The organism is Candidatus Methanoperedens nitratireducens (assembly GCF_000685155.1).
Classification (GTDB): Archaea; Halobacteriota; Methanosarcinia; order Methanosarcinales; family Methanoperedenaceae; genus Methanoperedens; species Methanoperedens nitratireducens.
The window spans coordinates 12,288-34,320 of record NZ_JMIY01000007.1; the positions used below are offsets into that span (position 1 = coordinate 12,288).

The following is a 22,033-nucleotide window of genomic DNA, read 5'->3' on the forward strand; positions in this document are numbered from 1 at the left end:
GTTGTCATTACCCCACATTACCCTACATTGTAATTCTTCTACTTTTCGGATAGGCTCTTAATTGTTACCTCTCCTCCCTATAATGTGGATATTAAATATAATTCTCATGACGACAAAATATCTTATGAGGATTATAAGATATTTACTGAGAAGATTGAGATGGAAAAACTGGGATACAGCTTTGAGGGAATATCTTATTGAGAAGGAATACCTGAATGAGCGGCTATAAATGGAATAAATGGATTAAAATACAAATAATATTCTCTTGAAAATGGAATGGTATGTGGATCAAAGAAATCCTTTGGATTGAAAAGTTTGTATCCAAAATACGGCAAAAACATAATATCGCTATTGAAGAAGTGGAAGAAGCATTGAATTCAAATGCACTTTTCCGCCGCGTTAAGAGAGGCAGGGTGAGCGGTGAAGATGTTTACGTTGCATATGGGCAAACTCGTGATGGACGGTATCTTTTTATAGTATTCATATATAAATCATCTAATACTGCACTCATTATATCCGCAAGAGATATGACATTTAAAGAAAGGAAGTACTATAATGCCAAAAAAGCCTAAGCAAATACCTGAAGAATTCAAAACATATGAAGAAGCTGCTGAATTCTGGAATACTCATGATAGTACAGACTATCTTGATGTGCTTGAAGAAATTGAAATGAAAGTTGATATTAAGAAAAGACATTTCCTTATAGAAGTAGATATGGATACTGTTGAATTGCTTCAGAAAAGCGCCAGGAAAAAAGGGGTCTCCATCAGTCGTCTTGCAAATGAAATAATTCAGAAACAGCTTGTAGAAGCGAATCAATGATGTAGATCTACAAGTGTTACTTCATATATGTGCAGAAGTCAGATTTAAAAATATGAGAATCGCAATCTTCCACGACTACATCGGAGCAATTGGTGGCGGCGAGAAACTGGTGCTGACCCTTGCACGTGGTCTTGGCGCTGATGTGATAACCACGGATGTGGATGAGGATTCCGTTAAGAAGATGGGATTTGAGGATGTGAATATTATCAGTCTGGGTGAGACGGTTAAACTGCCGCCGCTTAAGCAGATTTATAAGCGCCAGGGCAAGCCCCAGACCCCGGGAGGTGCCGTTTGCAGCGGAGTTTTTCATGAGAATCCTGCATATAACTAAGAAATATCCTGCCGTAATAGGAGGAGACGCATGGGTTGTATACAACCTTAAGAAACAACAGATAAAGTTAGGGTACGAGGTCCATGTTGCAACTTCAAAATGTGAAGAAATTAAGGACAGAGAGGTATTAAAATTTGGGCTAAGAGAGCATGCATTTAACCTGGATAGAATAACTCCACGAAGGGCAATGTCTTTGGTTCTGTTGTCTCTATGGGGACTTAAGAATCTCAGAGATCTCAGACCAAATATAATTCATTCCCACTCTGCTGATCTTGGCTTTTTTATTTCAATCGTTGCAAGACTTTATGGAATCCCTGTGATCAATACCTGTCACGGAATTAGTTTTAACGATGAGCAATATTCACCTCTTAAAAGATTCGCAGAGAGGTTTTTTTTAAATTACTCCGGTTTTAAGAAAGTAGCATCAGTAGATCTAAAAGGAGCGCAGGCTCTGTGTGCTGCAGGAATCAGAAATGCTGTTTATTTGCCAAATGGCATTGATCTCCATAGATTCCAGAATCGTAAAAAAAGAGAAAATATCAAAATAAAGTTTTTATTCGTGGGAAGGCTTGAAAAACAAAAAGGTGTGATATATCTAATAAAGGCAGCAGAGATTTTAAAAAACCGAGATAGCGATGATTTTGAGATTATAATAGTGGGAGAAGGGTCAGAATTTGATTATCTTATGAGAATTACGCAGGAATTAGATCTTAGAGAAATCATGAAATTTAAAGGCAAAATCGATGAACAGATGCTGAATGAATATTACCTGGGATGTGATGCCTTTATCCTGCCCTCATTATGGGAGGGAATGCCATTAACACTGCTTGAGGCTGCTGCTGCAGAAATGTCCATTATAGCCAGTGATGTTGGAGGCATCTCTTCACTGTTTACTCATGAGGAAAATGCATTAATAATCGAGCAGAAGAATGCTGAAGCTTTAGCTAATGCCATGCTTAGATTAATGAAGGATAAAATACTCAGGGAAAAGCTTGGCAGCAATGCCAGAAGACTTGTGGAGAGATTCTCATGGGAGAGTACAGCCAAAGAACTGGAGGATATTTATAGAGAGGCGGTCAGAATCTAATATCTACCGTACATGGTGAAATTTCTTTTTATTTTAACAGGCAAAAATCTTGAATGTAATCCCAGCCAGAAACCCATTGCTTCTATAAGGTGCCTTATGACACTGTTAGGAATCCATTTCAGTATCGAGAGCAGTCTGTAATTTCTATCAACCATAAAATTTAGATCAAGCAGCATTACTGCTATTGCAAAGAGAGGGATCAGAGGCAAGTAAACATTGTTATTATCTTTGAATATTTGCTTATGGGCAGTGCCGGCATCAAAATATTTACTGAACAATTTTTTAATTGAATACGTATGTGAGTGGTATACTATAGAAGCAGGTTCATAGACAATCTTATATCCAGCCTCTAACACTTTTTTTGACCAATCCTGATCCTCAGTCTGTACTAATTCTTCGTTGAATGGAAATTTCTCCCAGATATCTTTTCTGATGCAGGAGCTGGTATTGGAAAAGAAAACCAGTTCCTTGAAATTTTTATAATTCTTTATACTTTTAACCTCTCTTTTTTCCCCCCATGCCTTTGCAACATACCGCGCTTCGAAAGGATCGCATCCTCCCTTAGGTATGTTCCTACTGTATGCACCCGCAATTTCTTTATTTCCATCCACGCTGTTAATTAATAGCTCAAGCCAGTTCTCATTGAACGGGATTGCATCCTGGGTAATATAGACAAGATACCTTCCATTTGCTAAACGTGCTCCAAGATTTCTTGTTGTACCATGACCAAACTCTTCAGGCCTGATATGTACGACCTTTAGCGGAAATTTACTTAAAATATCAGGAGTAGAATCGGCTGAGCCTGAATCTATGGCAATAACCTCGAAGAGGTGAGATGTTTTTTGAGATAATATAGCAGATAAACAGTTATTAATATCCGTTTCACCATTCTTGGTGAGCAGTATAATGGAAGCAGAGATCATTATTATCCAGATTTAACAGTAAGCTTTATTCAAGACTATAGTCTTGAGCGTATAAAAACTGAAACATATTTAAAAGTTACTGAGAGCTATGGCGAAAAATCCAAGTTTTGATAGAAAAATTTATAGCTGGATGTTTTTAATAAAAGGACAATTATTAACTGAGGGACTATTATGAAGGCTCTGATATTAAGCGGCGGTAAAGGAACAAGATTGAGACCTTTGACCTTCACCACGGCAAAGCAGCTTATTCCGGTGGCTAATAAACCTATTCTTGGTTATGTTATAGACCAGATATCCCATGCTGGAGTAAAAGACACAGGAATAATAATTGCACCTGAGACCGGAGAACATGTTAAGGACTATGTAAAAGATGGCTCAGCATGGAGAGTAAATGTTACATATATGCCACAGGAGCCCCTTGGCCTGGCTCATGCTGTTAAGACTGCAAAAAATTTCTTAGGAAATGAATCCTTTGTAATGTGTCTTGGAGACAACCTGCTTGGAGAGGGGATAAATAAGCTTGTGGACAAATTCAACAGGGAAAAACTGGATGCGCTGATATTACTTAAGGAAGTTGAAAATCCAGGCAGCTTTGGGGTAGCGATACTGGATAAGGAGGGGAATGTGGTAAAACTTATAGAAAAACCAAAAGAACCGCCCAGCAATTTAGCTCTGGTTGGGGTTTATATATTCTCTTTAAGAGTCCATGAGGCTATAGAGAGAATCAGACCATCCTGGCGCAACGAGCTTGAGATCACGGATGCCATACAGGAATTAATCAACATGGGCTGCAATGTTAAGAGCGAGATTCTCAATTCATGGTGGCTGGATACAGGAAAAAAGGATGATATTCTAACAGCAAATAGCATTGTTCTGGATGAATATATTAAAAATGAGATCTATGGGACCCTGGATAATAGAAGTAAAGTTACAGGCAGGGCAAGAATAGACAGGGATGCAGTTATTGTTAACAGCATTATCCGCGGTCCTGTAGCGATAGGTAAGAGCGCTCATATTGAGAATTCTTTTATAGGGCCTTATACCAGTATCGGCGATAATACCAAGATTGTTGATTCATCAATTGAACACTGTGTTATTCTCAATAATGCCCAGGTCAAAGGAATTGAGAGGCTGGAGGATAGTTTGATCGGAAAAGATGTAAGGGTTTCAAAAAACCATAATAATCATAAAGCACTAAGGCTGATGATCGGTGATTATTCGGAGATAGAAGTATGAGTAATTTCAAACTTGATGGAATCGATGGCCTTATTATAAAAGATCTGGTGAAAAATGAAGATGACAGAGGCTGGCTTATAGAGCTTTTCAGGAAAGATATGATAGAAAATGATAGTTACCCCCAGATGTCTTATATATCGCTTACATATCCGGGAATTGCCAGAGGGCCTCATGAGCATCTGGATCAAACAGATTATTTTTGTTTTGTAGGTCCCTCTACTTTTAAGCTGGTGCTATGGGATAATAGAAAAGAGTCAGCAACATATAAGAATAAAATGGTTTTAAATATAGGTGAAAATGATCTCAAAATGGTAATAGTGCCTCCGGGAATAGTACATGCTTATAAAAATATCGGTGATAAACCTGGCCTTGTAATAAACCTTCCCAACAGACTTTACGCGGGCTGGGGGAAGAAAGAGAAAGTGGATGAGATACGATATGAGAATAGCCTTAACAGTCCTTTTAAGGTGGATTGAGCGATGAGAATTCTAATAACAGGCGGATGTGGTTTTATAGGCTCGAACTTCATCCACTATATACTAAAAAATACGGATTATGAAGTAATAAATCTGGATGGATTAACCTATTCAGGGAATCCTGATAACCTTAAAGATATTGAGGGGAACGAGAGATACAGGTTTATCCATGGCAGAATTGAGGATAGAAAGCTGGTATACGAGCTGATCCAGGATGCAGAGTATTTAGTTAATTTCGCTGCCGAGAGCCATGTAGATAGATCAATACTTGATTCACGGCCTTTTATAATTACAAATATCGAAGGAACTCAGGTACTTCTTGAAGCGTGCAGGCATAGCGATATTAAAAAATTTGTGCATATTTCTACTGATGAGGTATATGGTGAGCTTGGGGAAACTGGCAAGTTCGTTGAACATCTGCCTCTGCTTCCTAATTCCCCGTATTCGGCCTCCAAGGCTTCAGCCGACTTAATAATAAGGGCATATCATGAGACGTATGGTTTACCAGCCGCTACAGCAAGACCTTCCAACAACTATGGGTACTATCAATATCCTGAGAAATTCATTCCGCTTATAATCACAAACCTGCTGGAAGATAAGCATGTGCCTGTATACGGCGAAGGAAAAAATATCAGAGACTGGATCTTCGTTGAGGACTGCTGCGCAGGCATTGCAACTATTCTCAATCGTGGAAAGACTGGTGAAGTTTACAACGTAGGCGGAGAGAGTGAAAAAAGGAATATCGATATAGTCAGGATGCTCCTTGGATTATTAGGAAGGGATGAGAGCTACATAAAATTCGTTAAAGACAGGCCAGGACATGATTACCGATACGCTCTTGATAATACTAAAATTAGAAAAGAGCCTGGCTGGTCGCCAAAAATAGATCTGGAAACCGGACTTGCGAAAACTGTAGAGTGGTATAAGAACAATCCCTCCTGGTGGAAGCCACTGAAGGAGAAACTTATGAGAGAAAGCAGGGGGTTCTGGTCATAAAGATCGCCATAATTGGGGCCAAAGGGCAACTGGGTTTTGATCTTGTAAGAGCATTTAAAGATACTGAGCATGAGATCGTCCCTCTTACCCATGCCGATATCGATGTCACTGATCTGAGATCTTCAGTGGATATCTTGAGAAACATACAGCCCGAAGCTGTGCTCAACTGCGCTGCTTATGTCAGGGTGGATGATGCAGAAGAGTTTGCTGATAAAGCTTTTGCAGTCAATGCGCTGGGTGCAAGGAACATAGCATTGATCTGCAGCGATCTTAACTTAATCCTGGTGCATATAAGTACCGACTATGTGTTTGATGGCAGGAAAACTGAGCCATATACAGAGGAAGATACTCCAGATCCCTTAAACGTATATGGAAATAGCAAGCTTGCAGGTGAATATTGTATCAGGAACATCCTGGAGAAATATTATATAATACGATCCTCAAGCCTCTTCGGGATTGCGGGCGCAAGCGGTAAAGGTGGAAATTTTGTTGAGACAATGATTAAAAAAGCACGCAGCGGAGAGGAGATTAAGGTTGTGGATGATATGGTTATGTCACCTACATATACAAGAGATGCCGCAGATATGATCAGGAGAATACTGATAAAAGAGCTGCCTTATGGCATATATCACGCAGCTAACACAGGACAGTGCTCATGGTATGAGTTTGCAAGGACAATTTTTGATATACTGGGTATAGAGGCGGATCTATACCCGACAAAAACAGATGCCATGAAATCAAAAGCAAAGAGGCCCATGTATTCCCCGCTTGTGAGTATGAAACTAAAGAAATACGGGCTTGAGATGGAAAACTGGGAAGGAGCTTTGAGGAGATATCTGTTTGAGAAGGAACTATGAAATCAAAAGAAATGGAACTGCAGATAAACGCAGATGAACGCAGATTAAATACTTTGTCTGAGGAAATCATAGGTGCCGCTTTTGGAGTGGGTTTCCTTGAGAAGGTATATGAAAATGCCCTGAATATTGAACTTAAAAATATAGAAGTAGATATGGATACTGCCGAATTGCTTCAGAAAGGCGCCAGGAAAAAAGGGGTCTCCATCAGTCATCTTGCAAATGAAATAATTCAGAAACAGCTTGTAGAAGTGGATTACAGGGAATATACCAATGTTAGCTCTTTATAACTACCGCGGATTAATCTGGAACTTCGTTAAGAGGGACATCTCATCAAAGTATGTGGGCTCCCTGCTTGGGTTCTACTGGTCTGTTATTAATCCTATAATCATGTTACTGGTATATTTTGTTGTTTTCGGACTTTTCCTCAAAGCAAGGCTTCCGGGTAATGATAGCGTCTGGGATTTTGCCCTGTATTTCAGCGCGGGTTTCCTTCCCTGGGCGGCTTTCAGCGAATCGGTGATGCGCGCCTCAAGATCAATCGTGGATAATAAGAACTACATAAAAAAGGTACCCTTTCCAAGTGAGATCTTTCCAGTATATACAATCCTGTCAGAGTTTGTAAATCTTCTGATAGGACTTGCGATATTCATGGTACTATTCGTTATACTGAAGGGCATGCCCAGCATCTACATAGTACTCCTGCCCATAGGTATCATATTGCAGATGATGTTCACTCTTTCATTAAGCTTAGTTTTTTCAAGTGCAACAGTATTCTTCCGTGATACGCCGCAGATTCTCGGTTCCTTGTTCATGATCTGGTTCTGGGGAACACCTATAGTATACACTATAAACGTGATACCTGAGAGCGTACGGTGGATAGCATATCTGAATCCTGCATATTACATGCTTGAGATATACAGGGCTATGCTGTTTTACGGCAGATTCCCTGAACTGGATAAACTTTTACCTTTCCTGATGTTCTCCATTATATTTTTATTTTTCAGCATCATTATATTCCAGAAAACAAAAAGAGGTTTCAGTGAGCTGTTATGATTGCTATAAAGGTTAATGACCTGTCCAAGAAATTCAAATTATATGGCTCTTCAGGTAAACGTGCCCTTGAGTACATAAGCATGGGCAGGCTCAACGGACATGCCGACTTCTGGGCGCTTCGGGATATCAGCTTTGAGGTGCCAAAAGGCACGACCGTGGGAATAATAGGGCAGAACGGCTCAGGCAAGAGCACGTTGCTCAGTATTCTAGCAGGAGTGCTTGAGCCAAGCGGGGGCTCATACGAAGTCAACGGCAAGGTCTCGGCGATACTTGAACTTGGCTCGGGGTTCCACCCAGAGTTCACAGGCAGGGATAATGTCTATATGTACGGCTCAATAATGGGCTTATCAAAAGAGGAAATTAATGATAAGTTTGATGAGATCCTGCATTTCTCAGAACTCGGGGATTTCATAGATCAGCCCCTTCGGACATATTCTTCGGGAATGATCGTCCGGCTTGCTTTTTCGGTTGCGGTGAATGTTAATTCTGATATACTTATTGTGGATGAGGCCCTTGCCGTAGGCGATGCTATATTCCAGCACAGGTGCTTCAGGAAGATAAGGGAGATGCAGGAGGCGGGGAAGACGATTTTGTATGTGGGACATGATACGGAGGCTGTGAGGAATCTTTGCAGCTATGCGCTGCTGCTCGATGGAGGGAGGATAATTGAGAGGGGAGATGCGAATACGGTTGTAAACAAGTACCATGCACTGATTGCGGAGCGGGAGAGAACGTATAACGAGGGAAATCTGGAGGAAAGAGGGGAGGTTCTGAAAGACGGATATTATACGGTATATAATTTTATAGACAATCTTAAAAATGCCGGGAAAAAATCCCAGCAGCCTGATTATGTACGCGAGCAGATGGTAGAGATGAAATCCGTGCCGAGAAAGGTTATCTTTGCCCATCCTCCTTCGGAAATTGAGTATGATCTTATAGTTGAGCCTGACTCTTTGCTGGCTTTTGCTATCGGGCTTCTGCCGGGTGCGTGGGATAAGATAAAAGAGGGGGTAAGGTTTGATATCAATGTTAAATGCAATGGCATGGAGAAGAATATATTCTCAAGAGCCATTGAGCCGAAGAAGAATCCACAGGATAAGGGCTGGCATAATTTCAAGATTGGTCTTGAAGAGTATTATGGGAAAGAGGTTACAATCAAATTCATAACTTCGGGAATAGGCGAGGACCTCAGCTACTGCTGGGCGGCATGGGGATGGCCAAAGGTGATTAAAGCTAATGAATCAATATCCTTTCCAATTAATTTTGATATTAAAAAAACTGGTAAGGACGAAGTGTTGGAAAAAGAGATACCAAGACTTTCAAATCAGGAGACTAGATTTGGAAATAGAAAAGCGGAAATAATAAAAGTGGAACTTATCGATGAGAAAGGTTTTCCAAATCTAATATTCCAAAGCGGCGATATAGCAATAGTAAAAATTCATGTATTGATGCATCAGAATTTTGAGGAAAGTCTAACCATTGGATGCACTATTAAAAACAAGTTTACTGATGTATATGGAACTAATACTAAATGGGAAGGACTGGACTTAAGCAAAAAAAAGAGAGGTGAAATATCAATAATTAAATTTACACAACAGCTTAAATTAGGTGCTGGAGTTTATTCTTTAAATGCTGGTGTTGTTATAGCTCGCTCTGATAGAGATATAGAAGTACTAGATAGGCGGTATGATTGCTTTATTTTTAGGATAGAGCAAGATAAGAAAATGGTCGGAATTGCAGACTTAGGAGCCAAGGTAGAAATTTGTAATTAAAATCGATTGTTAGACTAAAATCTGGAGTGCCAGTAGTGATAAAAAATAATCTTAAAACTTCGATATTGCAATGCATTAAATGCAACGGTGGATTAATCGCAGAAGTAGACGCCTATAAGTGCCGAGACTGCGGAGCAATTTTCCCAATAGTAAACGACATTCCCATGTTTGTTGAGGATACTAAATATTATGGCGATATGCCTTCTGAAGAAATGGAAATTCTATTACAACGAATGAGTAACGAGCCTTGGAGAGATGTTATAGATGAGATGATTTCTAATAAAAATCCCTGGCTCTACTTTATAATGACTGAAGAAACACGTACCGATTGGCAGTTTTTGTTCTCGTTGGATAAAAATTCTCTAGTTCTTGAGGTAGGCGCAGGGCATGGAACGTCTACCATCGCTATGGCAAGAAGAGCTAAGGTTATAGCTATAGATGGGACATATCATAGATTGGCTTTTCTGAAAATCAGATGCGAACAAGAAGGAGTTAAAGATGTGTCCTTAGCCGGTATGAACATTCTGAAAAACCCTTTATGTAACAATTTATTTGATCTGGTTACTCTCAATGGTGTTTTGGAATGGGTAGGAGCATCGGTAAATGAAAGAGATCCGGAAAAACTTCAGATCCAAGCACTACGAGAGTGCCATAGGGTACTTAAACCGGGAGGCAAATTGTATATAGGGATAGAGAATAGCCATGCATTTAGATATTTATTGGGCGCTCCTGACGACCATGTTGGAATTCCACATATCAGTTATCTTAAGAGAGAAGATGCTAATAATCTTATGAAAAAGCTAACTGGGCAGGAATATCGAACCTATTTGTATGATAAGAAAGGTTATCAAGAATTGTTAACTAATGCGGGCTTCAGCGAGGAAAAAATTGAGTTTTTTTACCCTGTTGAAGACTACAAGAAATTAAGATACATATTGCCACTCAACAATTATAATATTTCCAGATTTTTTCATAAATACCTAGATGCCAATAAAGAAGAGCTATCGATGGAGCAGAATGTAAAGGAACTGGAATTAAAATCTTTGGAGAATGGGGATATTGATTCCTTTGTATCATCCTATATAATAATTGCCGAGAAATAGCTATGATGAATTTAATACAGCAGTATATATTGAATAACTGGGAATCAATGGGTATTCATGGCTCAAAGCCAAAGAAGCTATCTTCAATTCAAATCTCAATGGGGCAGGGAAAGCGGTATGATAAAGGGCGTTTGGTTCATCTTATATTCAGAGACGATGAATCCAAGCCTTTTATAGTTGCTAAATTCTGCAGGTCTGAAGAATATGAATATCATTTAAAGCGCGAAAGCGAGATTTGCAATATTTTAAGAGAAAAATATAATCTCAGTTACCCTCCAAGACAGATATATCAAACTGTTATTGGGAAAAAATTAGTCAATTTTGAGGAATTTATTGATGGCACTTCATTTAAAATTTCCTTAGATAATTCTGTTGTATCATCTAATTATTCCTCTGAGAGTTTACAGAAAATCATCGAACAGCACTTTGAACAAACATCACAGATTATTTATCACCTAAACAGTTATGCTGAGAAGACTGATAGAAAGCATATAGAGGACGAACTTGATGCTGTGATTAAGCATTTCAAAGGATATTATGCTGGTAATAAAGAGTTTATAGAACTGATTGATAAAGAGGTTAGTAGCATCTTTGAAATATTGCCGCAAGAAGCTTTTCGTCGCATAGTAAATTTTGATTTTATACCGCAGAATATTATTTGTAATAGGGATAGGGTTCGGGTAATTGACTGGGAGTTCTCTGATTTATCCACTTTACTCTTTTTGGAACCACTACGCTTTTTATATTATTATCTGTGGGAATTAATGAATTTGAAAGTATTTAAAGTAGATGATTTCGCTGCAAATTTTGCGTATTTAACAAAATCGGATAGTGAAGGATGGCTTATAAACTTAATACGAGAGTTTTATTCGGAAAATAATCTTTATAAACTCCCTCTAGAAAAAGGGTTATTAATGCTTTTAATTTTTGAGGCTGATTTACAGTTTAGAACAACGAATTATCTAGAGTATACCAAAAAATATCACCTGAATTTAATAACACAATTTATTATCTGTATCTCAACTATAGAAATTGGTAGTATTGAGTTTAAATCTGGTATAGAAAAAAGGATTGAAATTTTGAGAAAACTGGATGAGAATACTCAGATCAATTCGTTGAATAAAGTCATCCAAGACAAGGATACTCATATTAGAAATTTAGAATCTACAATTGATGCATTGAATAAAGCCATCTACGGTAAGGATATTGAAATCAAAAATTTAGAATCTACAATTGATACATTGAATAAAACCATCCAAGACAAGGATGTTTCTATCAGGGATTTGGAATCTACAATTGATGCATTGAATAAAGCTATCTACGGCAAGGATATTGAAATCAAAAATTTAGAATCTACAATTGATGCATTGAACAAAACCATATATGACAAAGACGTTCATATACGGAATATTACGGCCATCTTAAATAAGATACATGAATCAAAAAGTCGGAATTTTATTCAATCAGTTCCAATGTTTAATATAGAATTATCAAATTTTATAAAAATAGGGATGAGTGGTTATAGAATTCTGTTAACTGGAGGGCATCGTTCTTTGATTGAAGAGATAATTTGGCATTCTAAATATGGTAAATTTAACTATGGTAAAAATTTAAAAGAATCATATGACACTTATATAATAAAACATACTGATATAAAAAAAATGAGAAATCAATTAAAGAGCTTCAAATATAAACCTCAGATTAGCATAATTACGCCCGTATACAATGTAGATGAAATTTGGCTAGAAAAGGCAATATATTCTGTAATTAACCAAGTTTATGAGAATTGGGAGCTATGTTTAGTTGATGATGCTTCGACGAAAATGCATATTAGAAAAGTACTGGAAAAACACGCAAAGCATAATTATAGAATTAAGGTAAAATATCTGAAAGAAAACTTGGGAATCTCAGGGGCATCCAATGAAGCCTTATCGTTAGCGACCGGGGAATTCATTGGGCTATTAGATCATGATGATGAATTGCCTATTAATGCTCTGTTTGAAGTTGTTAAGTTGTTACAGGAACACCCAGAAGCTGATATGATTTATAGTGATGAAAATAAAATTGATATAAACGGTAAACGAAGTGAACCATATTTTAAACCAGATTGGTCCCCGGATTTATTTTTATCAAACATGTACACCTGCCATTTTGGAGTTTATAGGAAAAAAATCATTGATGAGATTGGCGGATTCAGAAAAGGATACGAAGGAAGTCAGGATTACGATCTTGTGTTGAGATTTGCAGAAAGAACCGATAAAATATATCACATACCTAAAATCCTTTATCACTGGAGAAAAATTCCAAACTCGACTGCTGTTAGGTATGAAGCGAAAGGTTATGCTGATACTAACGCCAGAAAAGCTCTGGAAGATAGCCTAGAAAGAAGGAAAATAAATGGGGAAGTATTATTAGGTAAATTCCCAAGTTCTTTCAGAATTAAAAGAGATATAATAGGGACTCCCAGAGTTAGTATAATTATACCTACTAAAGATCATATCGATGTGCTCAGAAAATGTATAGAGAGCATTGAGAAAAAAACAAGTTATAAAAATTATGAAATTATTATTATTGATAACAATAGTAAAGATCATCAAACTATAGACTACCTAGAAACAATCAGTAAAGCGCCTAATATCAGAACGCTGAAATATGAGGATTCTTTTAATTTCTCAGCTATCAACAATTTTACTGCTCGAAATTCAAATGGTGAATACTTGCTATTTTTAAACAATGATACGGAAGTAATCTCTGATGAATGGCTATCCGCAATGCTAGAACATTCGCAGCGTAAGGAAGTTGGAGCCGTTGGAGGTATGTTACTTTATCCAAATGGTACAATTCAGCACGCAGGAGTTATAATTGGTCTGGGAGGTGTGGCAGGCCATTCGCATAAATATATTCCTAAAGATAATCCTGGATATATGTTGAGACCTCATTTAGTCCATAACCTTAGTGCCGTAACAGCCGCATGCATGATGCTAAGAAAAGATGTGTTTGAAGAAGTAGGAGGTTTTGATGAAAATCTGGCAGTCGCCTTTAACGACGTTGACCTGTGTCTCAAAATCAGAGAGAAAGGATATCTGATAGTCTATACACCATATGCAGAATTATATCACCATGAATCGTTGAGCAGGGGCTATGAAGATAACCCGGAGAAACAGAAACGATTCTTAAAAGAGGTTAAGTATATAAGGGAAAAATGGAAGCAGGTTATTAATAAAGGAGATCCTTATTATAACCCTAACCTGACTCTGGAGAGAGAGGATTTTTCGATACGGATTTAAGATTTAAATGAAGCATATCGGTTTATCACCAGCTAATTCAAAGTATTCTTCGCCATTTGCCCTTAGGATACGCAAAGAAATATTGTAGCATTTCTCTTCAAATTCTTTTAGTCTGAGTATCGCTGACCAACCGGATTGTTCATAACTCTTAACTCCAAAATAGCTGGCTACATCTGGTCTGTGCGTTTTTTTAGTTGGTATCACAATTTCTTCGCTGTCGCCTCTGAAAACCAGGAAAGTTTTAATTTCCCCATCCTTAGTTAAATCATCTGCTGCCCAGCCTCTGATTTCTACAAATTGTTCTATGTTTTTATCCATATTTACAACATTGATTTCTTGGACATACAGCTTTTTGCCTACATAGTCTATAGCCATTATGCCGCCTTGAATGCGTTTTAACAACTGCCATTCAGGTATTATTTGTGCAGAGGTAAATACGTTGAGTTTGTACTCTTCCAAGATTTTGGCTCTCTCTCTCAAAATATCTTCATTAGGATATAACATTTTTAAATTCTCAGCGGCAGTCCATTCATAATCAATAAGATTATTTACCATAAGTTTTCTACCTTCCAATATATTTCCCCCTTCTTTTACGCCGTCCACATATCCAACAGTTATTCCGACTAAAATTATAGATAATATCATTCCATAAAGAACAGAGCATTTTTGGGACTTACTATATAAATGCAATATAATTAAATATACACCAATTACCCCTAATAATGTAAATGTAACATATCTTGAACTTAATCCCTGTTCTACGCCAAATCCAGATCGTCCAATAGTTAAAGCGGCAGATGATAGAAACGAAAAAAGAATAAAACAAATCCACTTAGCATTTTCAGCTGTATATCTATTTCTTATGGTAAAAATTAAACTTATTATAATAAATATTGATAATATAATTCCTGTTCCAAAAGCATGCCTTTGTTCGAATGCTAGCGGCGCACCAATATTTACAATCAAGTATGTTATACTACTAATAAGGTGCTCCACCGCAAAGAAAAGAGATGGATGGTGTGAAGGTTTTATCCAATTATAGAAATATGCGCTCCAAATCAAAATACCACTAATTGTCCATACAATTATAATGGATATTTTATTATTAATTTTTGATAAAATAATAAATACAAGCCCTACGGGCCATACAAATAGTCCATTAAAAAATGAAAACGTAGATATGATTCCACTAAAAATAGCCATAATAAACCAATTGTTTATCTTCTCCGATTTATCAAGCATATATACTGCAGCAACAAATCCAAGAATGGATAAATATGCTGAAATTTGCCAGCCCCATAGAATATTCTCGAATTGCCTAAAATTAAAAATCAACCAAGCAATTGGTATAAATTTTATCATCACAGATATTGAACTCCCAAAATCTTGTATGTACATTTTTAATATTAAAAATAAAGTAATAAATACAATAATCCAAGAGAAATACATCTCTGCGATAGTATTATATTGTGTTATATGCGCTAAGGCTAGCATGGTAATTCTTGGGAAAAAAATTCTATGCTCGTTATGCTGAGCAAAAAGATCATCAAGAGTTAAAGCTCCTGTGTATAATTTTTTTATGAGGGGTACTATAGCCCATTGATCCCAAAAAACTATATTAACCCCAAAAAGTTTAATGTAAATTAGCCCTAAAATGGAGGGAAGTATTATTAAAGATAACACCAAAATTAAAATTAAAAAATCCTTATAGAATAATCGTGATGTAATCCGCATCTTTGCACGATAGTATTCTTTCATCAATTTATCAAATTTATTTGTATACATTTTACTTTTCCATTCTTTTTAAAGAAATGCTCATTGTATCTCTTTATAGAGATTTTTTAGCATGAATGAACGCCTGTTTTCCAAATAGCCTGTGAACAATCGGAAATTTAAGGTAAAGTTCAAGTAGGAATATAGATTTAGGTAACTTACTCTTGATAGTATATGGTAAAAATTTCGGCCTGCATTCTACAACTCTAAATCCGTTTACTTCTAATACTTCAGATAAACTCCTGTCATCCAAGGGTGTTATATGATCGAAAAACATCCAGTAATCTCTAAAGCAAAATCTAACATTTGGTTGTAGAATCAAGAATCTTCCGTCGTCCCTCAAAACCCTGCGAATTTCTTTTACAGTTTTAATAATGTTTTCCTTGCTTAAGTGTTCAAAGAAGTTATTGGTAAACACTACATCAACGCTTCCATCTCCAATTTCCCTCATATCCACAGAGCTTGATATGATAACCTCAACTGAATCTTTAGCGAAACTTTTAACATCAGGATTTAAATCCAGAGCGATTTTGCTTTTTGCTTTGATATTGTTTATGAACTCACAATATCCGGCACCAATCTCAAGAACAGTTGAATCCTCTGGAATATACTTTTGGAAAAATTCAGAACAAAGCACCAGGTACATTTTCTGTCTAAAATCTAAATCTTCTCCAAATCTTTTCCGATATATTTCCTGAATTTCGTTCGATTCCATATAGCTCACCGTTAGTTCTAAAATACACTCGCGACTCAAAACCGATATGAACAGCCGAGACTAAGCCAAAAGTATAGATAATAACCCCTCTTGCAAAGTGGTCCACCAGTGCTATAGAGGTTCCGGTACTTACATCAACACCGAAAAGAAGCAGCACTCCCGCTATCGTTCCTTCATGTACTCCGATTCCGGCAGGTGTGGTCGGTATTGCCTGCGCTATAAATGCTACTATCCCTGAAAGAACCGCCAGTGCTGGAGTTAGCTCAAACTGTATTGCTTTTGCAGAAAAATAGATGCTTGATACCTCAAAGAACCATATGGGTACCGATAATATAAGACAGAGAGCTATTGCCTGCGGGTTCCTGTAAAGATTATGTAATCCAGATTTCAATGCAAGAATACTTTTTCCAAGCGACTTAAAGCGACCGCCCAACCGATCCTGTATTACACGGTCGTACTTATATACCAGGATAAGCCCAAGAACAAGACCGATTGCCACAACAAGCGCACCTCCAGCAATCCAAAAAAGCGACGTACCGCTGGAGACAGTGAAGATAGCCAACATCAGGATCAACGCAAGCGTCAGCATATCCATTGCCCGTTCTACAACAATGGTTGATAGGCTAATGCCAAGCGGCGTACCCTCGGTGGTTTTCAGCGCCATGCCCCGCGCCACATCGCCTATCCGCGCGGGCAGGAGGTAGTTAAGCAGCCATCCGAACATAATGCTCTTCATTGCAGTATCGTTGTGCACACGGTACCCGGATGTCCGAAGCAATACGCTCCAGCGCCATGTGCGGAGAATGAAAGTCATAAAGATCATAATGCATGCAATAACCACATATCCCAGTGAAACTTTTAATAATATTTCGAAAATCTCCGCAAAACCTGAAAATGAGAATATGCCAGCAAGCAACAGGAATCCAAATATTGCTGCAAGCAACAGTCTTATCCACGAACCCTTGATTACTGCGCCGAAAAGATCCCGAAGACTTACAAGATTCCCTATTATAAACATCTTGAGAAGTCGCATCCCGTAACGATGTCCGTTTTCAGATAGTTTTAACTTCGCCTCGCCCCGCTCACGCCCATACCATGATACCGGTACTTCCGCGCTGCTGAATCCAAGAATATGGGCTTTTAACGGAATTTCTACAGTCAGATCAAAGCCGCTCGCTTCAATGTTATCAATACCAATAGCATCCAGTACCTCCCTGCGGTATGCCTTGAACGCATTGGTGATATCTTTGTGCCGTATGCCGAACATTAGCCCTACAGTGTTATTGAAAATCCTGTTTGCCAGCATTTTGGACAGCGGATACCCATCGGTAGACCCCCCATTGCAGAATCTCGATCCATAAGCAATATCGTAGCCTTCTTCGATTTTTCTAACTAATTTTGGAATATCATGCGGGTCATCTGATAAATCAGCCATAACAGGGATTATTATATCCCCTGCTGCATTCTTAAATCCAGCTCTAATTGCATTACCAAAACCGGGTGTATCTGTTCTGTGCACCGCTCTGATTCTTGAGTCCTTTTTGGCGAGTTCATCAACTATTGCTGGTGTACAGTCTGTACTATTATCATCAATGAGCACCAGCTCAAAATCCCGTGTTTCTATATGTTGTTCAAGTACTGGAATAAGTTTACCCAGCAGATTATGTAAATTTTCCTCTTCGTCATGGGCTGGGACTATAATTGAAATCTTATGCTTTTTGTTCAACATATCTACCGTGTTATAAGGCTAATTCATTTGACGTTAAAAACGCCGCTCTGAAATATTTCAACCAATATTTCTTTAATACTGTATTTATATTTCCATGCTGGATAATGTAACTTGAATTTACTCACATCACTAATCCACCAGATATGATCGCCAATCCTGTTGCTCTCAGTATATAAATAATTCATCTTCTTTCCTGTAATATCTTCACACATCTCTATTGCTTCCTGTATAGAGCAATTTGAATGTCTCCCTCCTCCGATGTTGTATACTTCACCAATTCTTGGCTTTTGATAAAAGTGCCAGAAGGCATTCACCAGATCATAACTGTGGATATTATCCCTGACCTGCTTACCTCTGTACCCAAATATCGTGTAATGTCTACCAGTGACTGCACATTTCATCAAGTATGCCAGAAATCCGTGGAGTTCTGTGGAAGAATGCCCGGGTCCTGTCAAACACCCTCCTCTGAAACAAACAGTTTTCATATTAAAATACTTACCATACTCCTGTACAAGCGCATCAGCTGCCAGTTTTGATGCACCGAACAGACTGTGTTTTGTCTGGTCGACGCTCATGGATTCATCAATTCCATTCTGGTAGTACGGGTGAGATTTATCGATTTCCCATCTGGTTTCAAGCTCTACTAACGGCAAGCTATTCGGTGAGTCCCCGTATACTTTATTGGTAGAAGTAAATATAAACGCAGCATCAGGACAGTACTGCCTTGTCATTTCAAGCAGGTTGAGCGTTCCATTTGCGTTTACCGTAAAATCTGTAAAAGGGTCTTTTGCTGCCCAATCATGAGAAGGTTGAGCTGCTGTATGGATTATTACTTTTATATCTTCACCATATTTTTTGAAAATATCTTCCATTGAGGCTCTATCTCGAATATCCTCACTGTAATGAGTGTAATTTTTTATTTCAGATTCAAGCTTTCTTCTACTCCATTCTGTTGAGGCTTCATCACCGAAAAACAATCTTCTCATATCGTTATCTATCCCGATGATCTCAAAGCCTTTTTTGCTGAAAAATCTAACAGATTCGGCACCAATCAAACCTGCTGATCCTGTAACTAATGCGATCTTCATTTTTCCAATTCTCCTTTCTATTAAGCAAGTATCGGCCTAAGTTTTTCAGAATTCTCTCTAATCCAGTCTGATATCTCCTCGATAATCTGATCAACGGTAATTTCAGGCTTCCAACCAGTTTTTTCTGTTACCTTACTGTTATCAGTTATGAATATCCTTATATCAGCCATCCTATTTTCGATAACACTATTTATTGGAACTTTATTCCCTGTATATTTTTTACAAAGATTAGTTAATTCAAATAAGGAGATAGATCTCTCCAGCCCACCACCAACGTTGTATGTTTCACCGTTATGTGTATCCATATCATTAATTTGAATTTCTAAAAGACGGTACAGGTCTTTTACATGTAGAATATCCCTAACCTGTTTTCCTTTACCGCTATACCCTAAATAATTTAAGGGTTTCTGATAATAGTGTTTAGCCACCCATAGGACCACGAACCCCTGATCGACTTTTCCCATCTGCCAACTTCCAGTAAGGACTCCACAACGATTTATAACACATCTAAGTCCATACATTTCAATATATTCTTGTATAATCAATTCTGATGCTAACTTTGTGGTACCATATAACGTACGTGAACCATTAAGCGAAAAGTCTTCTGTAAGTCCCTTGGATGATATACCTATTATGCTCTGTTCATTAGATAGCTCAAATCTTGTTGCTGTTTCAGTGAAATTCAGACTATTAATTATCTTTATGGGATATACCCTGCTTGTAGATAGAAATAAAAAATCTGCCCCGCATTTTCTTGCATATTCTAGACAATTAACCGTGCCTAAAAGGTTCGTATTTATAAGATATTCTGGGGATGATTCAAAACCAGCAAGTACTGAGGGCTCTGCAGAACATTCGATTATAACATCTGCTTCACCTACATCCTGAAAATCCTCTTTATTTCTAATATCGCCATGTATAAATTCAACACCGTTTTCTATCAATCTTGGAATGTTAAGCTCAGATCCTCGTCTTCGAAGATTATCAAGAGCTATTACTCGGATATTTTGTTTATTTTTTTTGAACTCAATGGCGAGATTAGAACCCACAAAGCCAGCGCCGCCTGTTATTAAGTAAGTTTTCATAACTTAATCATTAGATTATATAAAATTTCTCAATGGCTTTCGCAACCTGTCGACCTCAAATTCAACCATCACCTTCACCTACCCAAAATCAGGATGTTGCATAGGCAGTTTGTTGTTTTCCAGTTTGATATGTAAGACTATAATATGAATCAAGATTTCTTATATAAGCGATCTCGCCACTATTCCAAAGTTTGTATATATGCAATCCATCAAATCCCGCGCCTTCAGTCACCAAGCACCTCATGCCCGTACAATTGACTTATCATTATATAAATCTTGTCCCAAAAATTACAGAGCTGGATATCTGGATGTACATACAGAGTGAGCATATTCCTATCGTATTTGTCTAAATATTTTGTACAAATAAATTCATAAACAGCCCCAGCACCTTCCCTCCGCGCTACCTGGTGCAGGTAAGGCGTGGCCGCCATCAGCAAAAGTCCGCTGTACAGGCTTCGGATAAGTCAGAAGCTTCATGGCTGCACGGCTATATGCGATCAGATCCAGCGCCGACAGCCATCCATTGTTTTTATTTCTTTGCGTTCTGGTATGAAAAAGTTCAATATATCGCATCTTAGACTCGGATGTGGTTGAGCTAATATAAACACCGAACTGGGACGAACTCACAACGAACTCGGGCTGATGAGTTCGTTTAAGTTAGTTTTGAGTTCGTTGTTTATACAATCGTCTTTTTCATTGTTATTGTAGATCGCTCACCGCAAAGGACGCAAAGTCGGCTATAAACTGTGGTTCATAGATGGCGATGAAAAGTTTTTCATATCAGAGCGTAAAGCAGAGGTGGAAATGGTACTGCAATGGTCGTGCTTCACAGGAATAATATGCGGTTATGCATTTCTTCAGGAGACATAGTTTCAACTATTGCTTTCAACCGACGTATACATTCCCCGATTGAGAGATGCTGCTGGTGAACATATATTATCCCACAGTGTTCAGTTTCAGATTCAGCAACCATGCTGAGGAAATCATCATCATGGGTAAATATCGTCGCCCTTTCCTCTAAAGCGTACCTCAATTGTTCTTCGTCACTGAGACCGAGCTTACCTTTATCTATGGCAGACCACGCTTCCACGCCCCTCCGCTTGAGACCTTCAACAATTGCAACATTTACGTTCTCATCAGCGTATATCTTGATATGCTTTATCTCTTTCAAAAACACCTCATGAGGTAAACTTCTTACGTAGTTTCGCTATTGTCTCTTTTCTCGACCTGATTTCCTGATCTAGCTCTTCCCTGTGTTCATAATAGAAAGACAAAGCATCATGTATCTGAGGGAGAATCAAATGTGGATGTGCACTAATAATTTCATCTGGAGAATAGCCAAGATACTCATATTCAATAATTATATCCAGTACTCGTACTCTTGTTCCAGCTATTATTGGGCTACCTTTACTTATTTCAGCCTTAGTTGTAATATAGGGGTGTTTGACTACTTGTTTTTGCATAACCATCGTTATTTATAATACGCTAAGATAAGTATATTGCTCTTATCTTCAGTACAACCTTCAGTTTGAAAGGGAGTTATTGAATAAACAGCCCAAGCGCCTCTCACTCTGCGCCACCCGGTGCAGGTACGGCTTGGCCGCCATCAGCAAAAGCCCGATGTACAGGCTTCGGATAAGTCAGAGGCTTCAGGGCTGCACGGCTTCGGCGATCAGATCCTCAGATCCAGCCGCCAGCCA

The 22,033-nt window shown here is 38.2% G+C and carries 21 protein-coding genes; 13 read left to right on the forward strand and 8 right to left on the reverse strand.

The window, feature by feature from the left end:
* Positions 1-281: 281 nt before the first annotated feature.
* Genes ANME2D_RS12045 through ANME2D_RS12060 form a run of 4 tightly spaced genes read left to right on the forward strand, consistent with a single transcriptional unit; the run spans position 282 to position 2,240 of the window.
* Entirely contained in the window at positions 282-572 is a 291-nt protein-coding gene (locus ANME2D_RS12045; protein WP_048092157.1) for a BrnT family toxin, read from the forward strand.
* The gene (locus ANME2D_RS12050; RefSeq protein ID WP_048092159.1) at positions 556-822 is read left to right on the forward strand and encodes a CopG family antitoxin; all 267 of its coding nucleotides are present in this window, start codon (positions 556-558) and stop codon (positions 820-822) included. The genes ANME2D_RS12045 and ANME2D_RS12050 overlap by 17 nt, the downstream gene beginning before the upstream one ends.
* A gap of 52 nt (positions 823-874) precedes the next feature.
* Positions 875-1,153 carry a hypothetical protein gene (locus ANME2D_RS12055; protein ID WP_048092161.1) on the forward strand — a complete coding sequence of 93 codons (279 nt, stop codon included), beginning with the start codon at positions 875-877 and terminating at the stop codon, positions 1,151-1,153.
* Complete coding sequence (locus ANME2D_RS12060; RefSeq protein WP_048092163.1) at positions 1,131-2,240, forward strand: glycosyltransferase family 4 protein; 1,110 nt, start codon at positions 1,131-1,133, stop codon at positions 2,238-2,240. Before ANME2D_RS12055 ends, ANME2D_RS12060 begins: the two co-directional genes overlap by 23 nt.
* Here the strand turns inward: ANME2D_RS12060 and ANME2D_RS12065 are convergent.
* Positions 2,237-3,163 (reverse strand): glycosyltransferase family 2 protein, encoded by a 927-nt coding sequence (locus tag ANME2D_RS12065; RefSeq protein ID WP_048092166.1) that lies wholly within the window; start codon positions 3,161-3,163, stop codon positions 2,237-2,239. The genes ANME2D_RS12060 and ANME2D_RS12065 overlap by 4 nt on opposite strands.
* 171 nt (positions 3,164-3,334) lie before the next feature.
* On the opposite strand from ANME2D_RS12065, the gene ANME2D_RS12070 reads away from it, so the two are divergent.
* Genes ANME2D_RS12070 through ANME2D_RS17015 form a run of 9 tightly spaced genes read left to right on the forward strand, consistent with a single transcriptional unit; the run spans position 3,335 to position 13,943 of the window.
* Complete coding sequence (locus tag ANME2D_RS12070; RefSeq protein ID WP_048092168.1) at positions 3,335-4,399, forward strand: glucose-1-phosphate thymidylyltransferase; 1,065 nt, start codon at positions 3,335-3,337, stop codon at positions 4,397-4,399.
* Positions 4,396-4,875 carry a dTDP-4-dehydrorhamnose 3,5-epimerase family protein gene (locus ANME2D_RS12075; protein WP_048092170.1) on the forward strand — a complete coding sequence of 160 codons (480 nt, stop codon included), beginning with the start codon at positions 4,396-4,398 and terminating at the stop codon, positions 4,873-4,875. The genes ANME2D_RS12070 and ANME2D_RS12075 overlap by 4 nt, the downstream gene beginning before the upstream one ends.
* A 3-nt stretch (positions 4,876-4,878) precedes the next feature.
* A complete protein-coding gene (gene rfbB / locus ANME2D_RS12080; RefSeq protein ID WP_048092172.1) occupies positions 4,879-5,871 on the forward strand; it encodes a dTDP-glucose 4,6-dehydratase in 993 nt (330 codons plus the stop codon).
* Positions 5,817-6,728 carry a dTDP-4-dehydrorhamnose reductase gene (gene rfbD / locus ANME2D_RS12085; protein ID WP_198527423.1) on the forward strand — a complete coding sequence of 304 codons (912 nt, stop codon included), beginning with the start codon at positions 5,817-5,819 and terminating at the stop codon, positions 6,726-6,728. The genes rfbB and rfbD overlap by 55 nt, the downstream gene beginning before the upstream one ends.
* Positions 6,725-7,015 (forward strand): GxxExxY protein, encoded by a 291-nt coding sequence (locus tag ANME2D_RS18465; RefSeq protein ID WP_048092174.1) that lies wholly within the window; start codon positions 6,725-6,727, stop codon positions 7,013-7,015. Before rfbD ends, ANME2D_RS18465 begins: the two co-directional genes overlap by 4 nt.
* A complete protein-coding gene (locus ANME2D_RS12095) occupies positions 6,999-7,781 on the forward strand; it encodes an ABC transporter permease (protein ID WP_048092176.1) in 783 nt (260 codons plus the stop codon). Before ANME2D_RS18465 ends, ANME2D_RS12095 begins: the two co-directional genes overlap by 17 nt.
* Entirely contained in the window at positions 7,778-9,553 is a 1,776-nt protein-coding gene (locus ANME2D_RS17010) for an ABC transporter ATP-binding protein (RefSeq protein ID WP_052368897.1), read from the forward strand. The genes ANME2D_RS12095 and ANME2D_RS17010 overlap by 4 nt, the downstream gene beginning before the upstream one ends.
* Positions 9,554-9,588: 35 nt before the next feature.
* The gene (locus ANME2D_RS12105; RefSeq protein WP_048092177.1) at positions 9,589-10,656 is read left to right on the forward strand and encodes a class I SAM-dependent methyltransferase; all 1,068 of its coding nucleotides are present in this window, start codon (positions 9,589-9,591) and stop codon (positions 10,654-10,656) included.
* A 2-nt stretch (positions 10,657-10,658) separates the two neighbouring features.
* Positions 10,659-13,943 (forward strand): glycosyltransferase family 2 protein, encoded by a 3,285-nt coding sequence (locus ANME2D_RS17015; RefSeq protein WP_052368898.1) that lies wholly within the window; start codon positions 10,659-10,661, stop codon positions 13,941-13,943.
* A 3-nt stretch (positions 13,944-13,946) separates the two neighbouring features.
* On the opposite strand, the gene ANME2D_RS12115 is transcribed toward ANME2D_RS17015, so the two are convergent.
* The 7 genes from ANME2D_RS12115 to ANME2D_RS12150 all read right to left on the reverse strand — a co-directional run bounded on the left by ANME2D_RS12115 (position 13,947) and on the right by ANME2D_RS12150 (position 21,796).
* The gene (locus ANME2D_RS12115) at positions 13,947-15,701 is read right to left on the reverse strand and encodes a hypothetical protein (protein WP_157834113.1); all 1,755 of its coding nucleotides are present in this window, start codon (positions 15,699-15,701) and stop codon (positions 13,947-13,949) included.
* A gap of 70 nt (positions 15,702-15,771) precedes the next feature.
* Positions 15,772-16,431 (reverse strand): methyltransferase domain-containing protein, encoded by a 660-nt coding sequence (locus ANME2D_RS12120; protein ID WP_048092189.1) that lies wholly within the window; start codon positions 16,429-16,431, stop codon positions 15,772-15,774.
* A complete protein-coding gene (locus ANME2D_RS12125) occupies positions 16,370-18,160 on the reverse strand; it encodes a flippase-like domain-containing protein (RefSeq protein ID WP_081810267.1) in 1,791 nt (596 codons plus the stop codon). Before ANME2D_RS12125 ends, ANME2D_RS12120 begins: the two co-directional genes overlap by 62 nt.
* Positions 18,161-18,183: 23 nt before the next feature.
* A complete protein-coding gene (locus ANME2D_RS12130; RefSeq protein WP_048092191.1) occupies positions 18,184-19,248 on the reverse strand; it encodes an NAD-dependent epimerase/dehydratase family protein in 1,065 nt (354 codons plus the stop codon).
* A 20-nt stretch (positions 19,249-19,268) separates the two neighbouring features.
* The gene (locus ANME2D_RS12135) at positions 19,269-20,333 is read right to left on the reverse strand and encodes an NAD-dependent epimerase/dehydratase family protein (protein WP_048092192.1); all 1,065 of its coding nucleotides are present in this window, start codon (positions 20,331-20,333) and stop codon (positions 19,269-19,271) included.
* 826 nt (positions 20,334-21,159) lie between these two features.
* Positions 21,160-21,504 carry a DUF5615 family PIN-like protein gene (locus ANME2D_RS12145; protein ID WP_052368900.1) on the reverse strand — a complete coding sequence of 115 codons (345 nt, stop codon included), beginning with the start codon at positions 21,502-21,504 and terminating at the stop codon, positions 21,160-21,162.
* 7 nt (positions 21,505-21,511) lie between these two features.
* Entirely contained in the window at positions 21,512-21,796 is a 285-nt protein-coding gene (locus ANME2D_RS12150; protein ID WP_048093554.1) for a DUF433 domain-containing protein, read from the reverse strand.
* Positions 21,797-22,033: the final 237 nt, after the last annotated feature.

What these genes read in the sequence shown, in the direction of transcription:
- ANME2D_RS12130 (WP_048092191.1), bottom strand. Translation starts at nt 19,248, where the DNA reads ATGAAGATCGCATTAGTTACAGGATCAGCAGGTTTGATTGGTGCCGAA.
- rfbB (WP_048092172.1), top strand. Translation starts at nt 4,879, where the DNA reads ATGAGAATTCTAATAACAGGCGGATGTGGTTTTATAGGCTCGAACTTC.
- ANME2D_RS12150 (WP_048093554.1), bottom strand. Translation starts at nt 21,796, where the DNA reads ATGCAAAAACAAGTAGTCAAACACCCCTATATTACAACTAAGGCTGAA.
- ANME2D_RS12075 (WP_048092170.1), top strand. Translation starts at nt 4,396, where the DNA reads ATGAGTAATTTCAAACTTGATGGAATCGATGGCCTTATTATAAAAGAT.
- ANME2D_RS12135 (WP_048092192.1), bottom strand. Translation starts at nt 20,333, where the DNA reads ATGAAAACTTACTTAATAACAGGCGGCGCTGGCTTTGTGGGTTCTAAT.
- ANME2D_RS12065 (WP_048092166.1), bottom strand. Translation starts at nt 3,163, where the DNA reads ATGATCTCTGCTTCCATTATACTGCTCACCAAGAATGGTGAAACGGAT.
- ANME2D_RS12125 (WP_081810267.1), bottom strand. Translation starts at nt 18,160, where the DNA reads ATGTTGAACAAAAAGCATAAGATTTCAATTATAGTCCCAGCCCATGAC.
- ANME2D_RS17010 (WP_052368897.1), top strand. Translation starts at nt 7,778, where the DNA reads ATGATTGCTATAAAGGTTAATGACCTGTCCAAGAAATTCAAATTATAT.
- ANME2D_RS12120 (WP_048092189.1), bottom strand. Translation starts at nt 16,431, where the DNA reads ATGGAATCGAACGAAATTCAGGAAATATATCGGAAAAGATTTGGAGAA.
- ANME2D_RS17015 (WP_052368898.1), top strand. Translation starts at nt 10,659, where the DNA reads ATGATGAATTTAATACAGCAGTATATATTGAATAACTGGGAATCAATG.
- ANME2D_RS12045 (WP_048092157.1), top strand. Translation starts at nt 282, where the DNA reads ATGTGGATCAAAGAAATCCTTTGGATTGAAAAGTTTGTATCCAAAATA.
- ANME2D_RS12095 (WP_048092176.1), top strand. Translation starts at nt 6,999, where the DNA reads ATGTTAGCTCTTTATAACTACCGCGGATTAATCTGGAACTTCGTTAAG.
- ANME2D_RS18465 (WP_048092174.1), top strand. Translation starts at nt 6,725, where the DNA reads ATGAAATCAAAAGAAATGGAACTGCAGATAAACGCAGATGAACGCAGA.
- ANME2D_RS12070 (WP_048092168.1), top strand. Translation starts at nt 3,335, where the DNA reads ATGAAGGCTCTGATATTAAGCGGCGGTAAAGGAACAAGATTGAGACCT.
- ANME2D_RS12055 (WP_048092161.1), top strand. Translation starts at nt 875, where the DNA reads ATGAGAATCGCAATCTTCCACGACTACATCGGAGCAATTGGTGGCGGC.
- ANME2D_RS12050 (WP_048092159.1), top strand. Translation starts at nt 556, where the DNA reads ATGCCAAAAAAGCCTAAGCAAATACCTGAAGAATTCAAAACATATGAA.
- ANME2D_RS12115 (WP_157834113.1), bottom strand. Translation starts at nt 15,701, where the DNA reads ATGAAAGAATACTATCGTGCAAAGATGCGGATTACATCACGATTATTC.
- ANME2D_RS12060 (WP_048092163.1), top strand. Translation starts at nt 1,131, where the DNA reads ATGAGAATCCTGCATATAACTAAGAAATATCCTGCCGTAATAGGAGGA.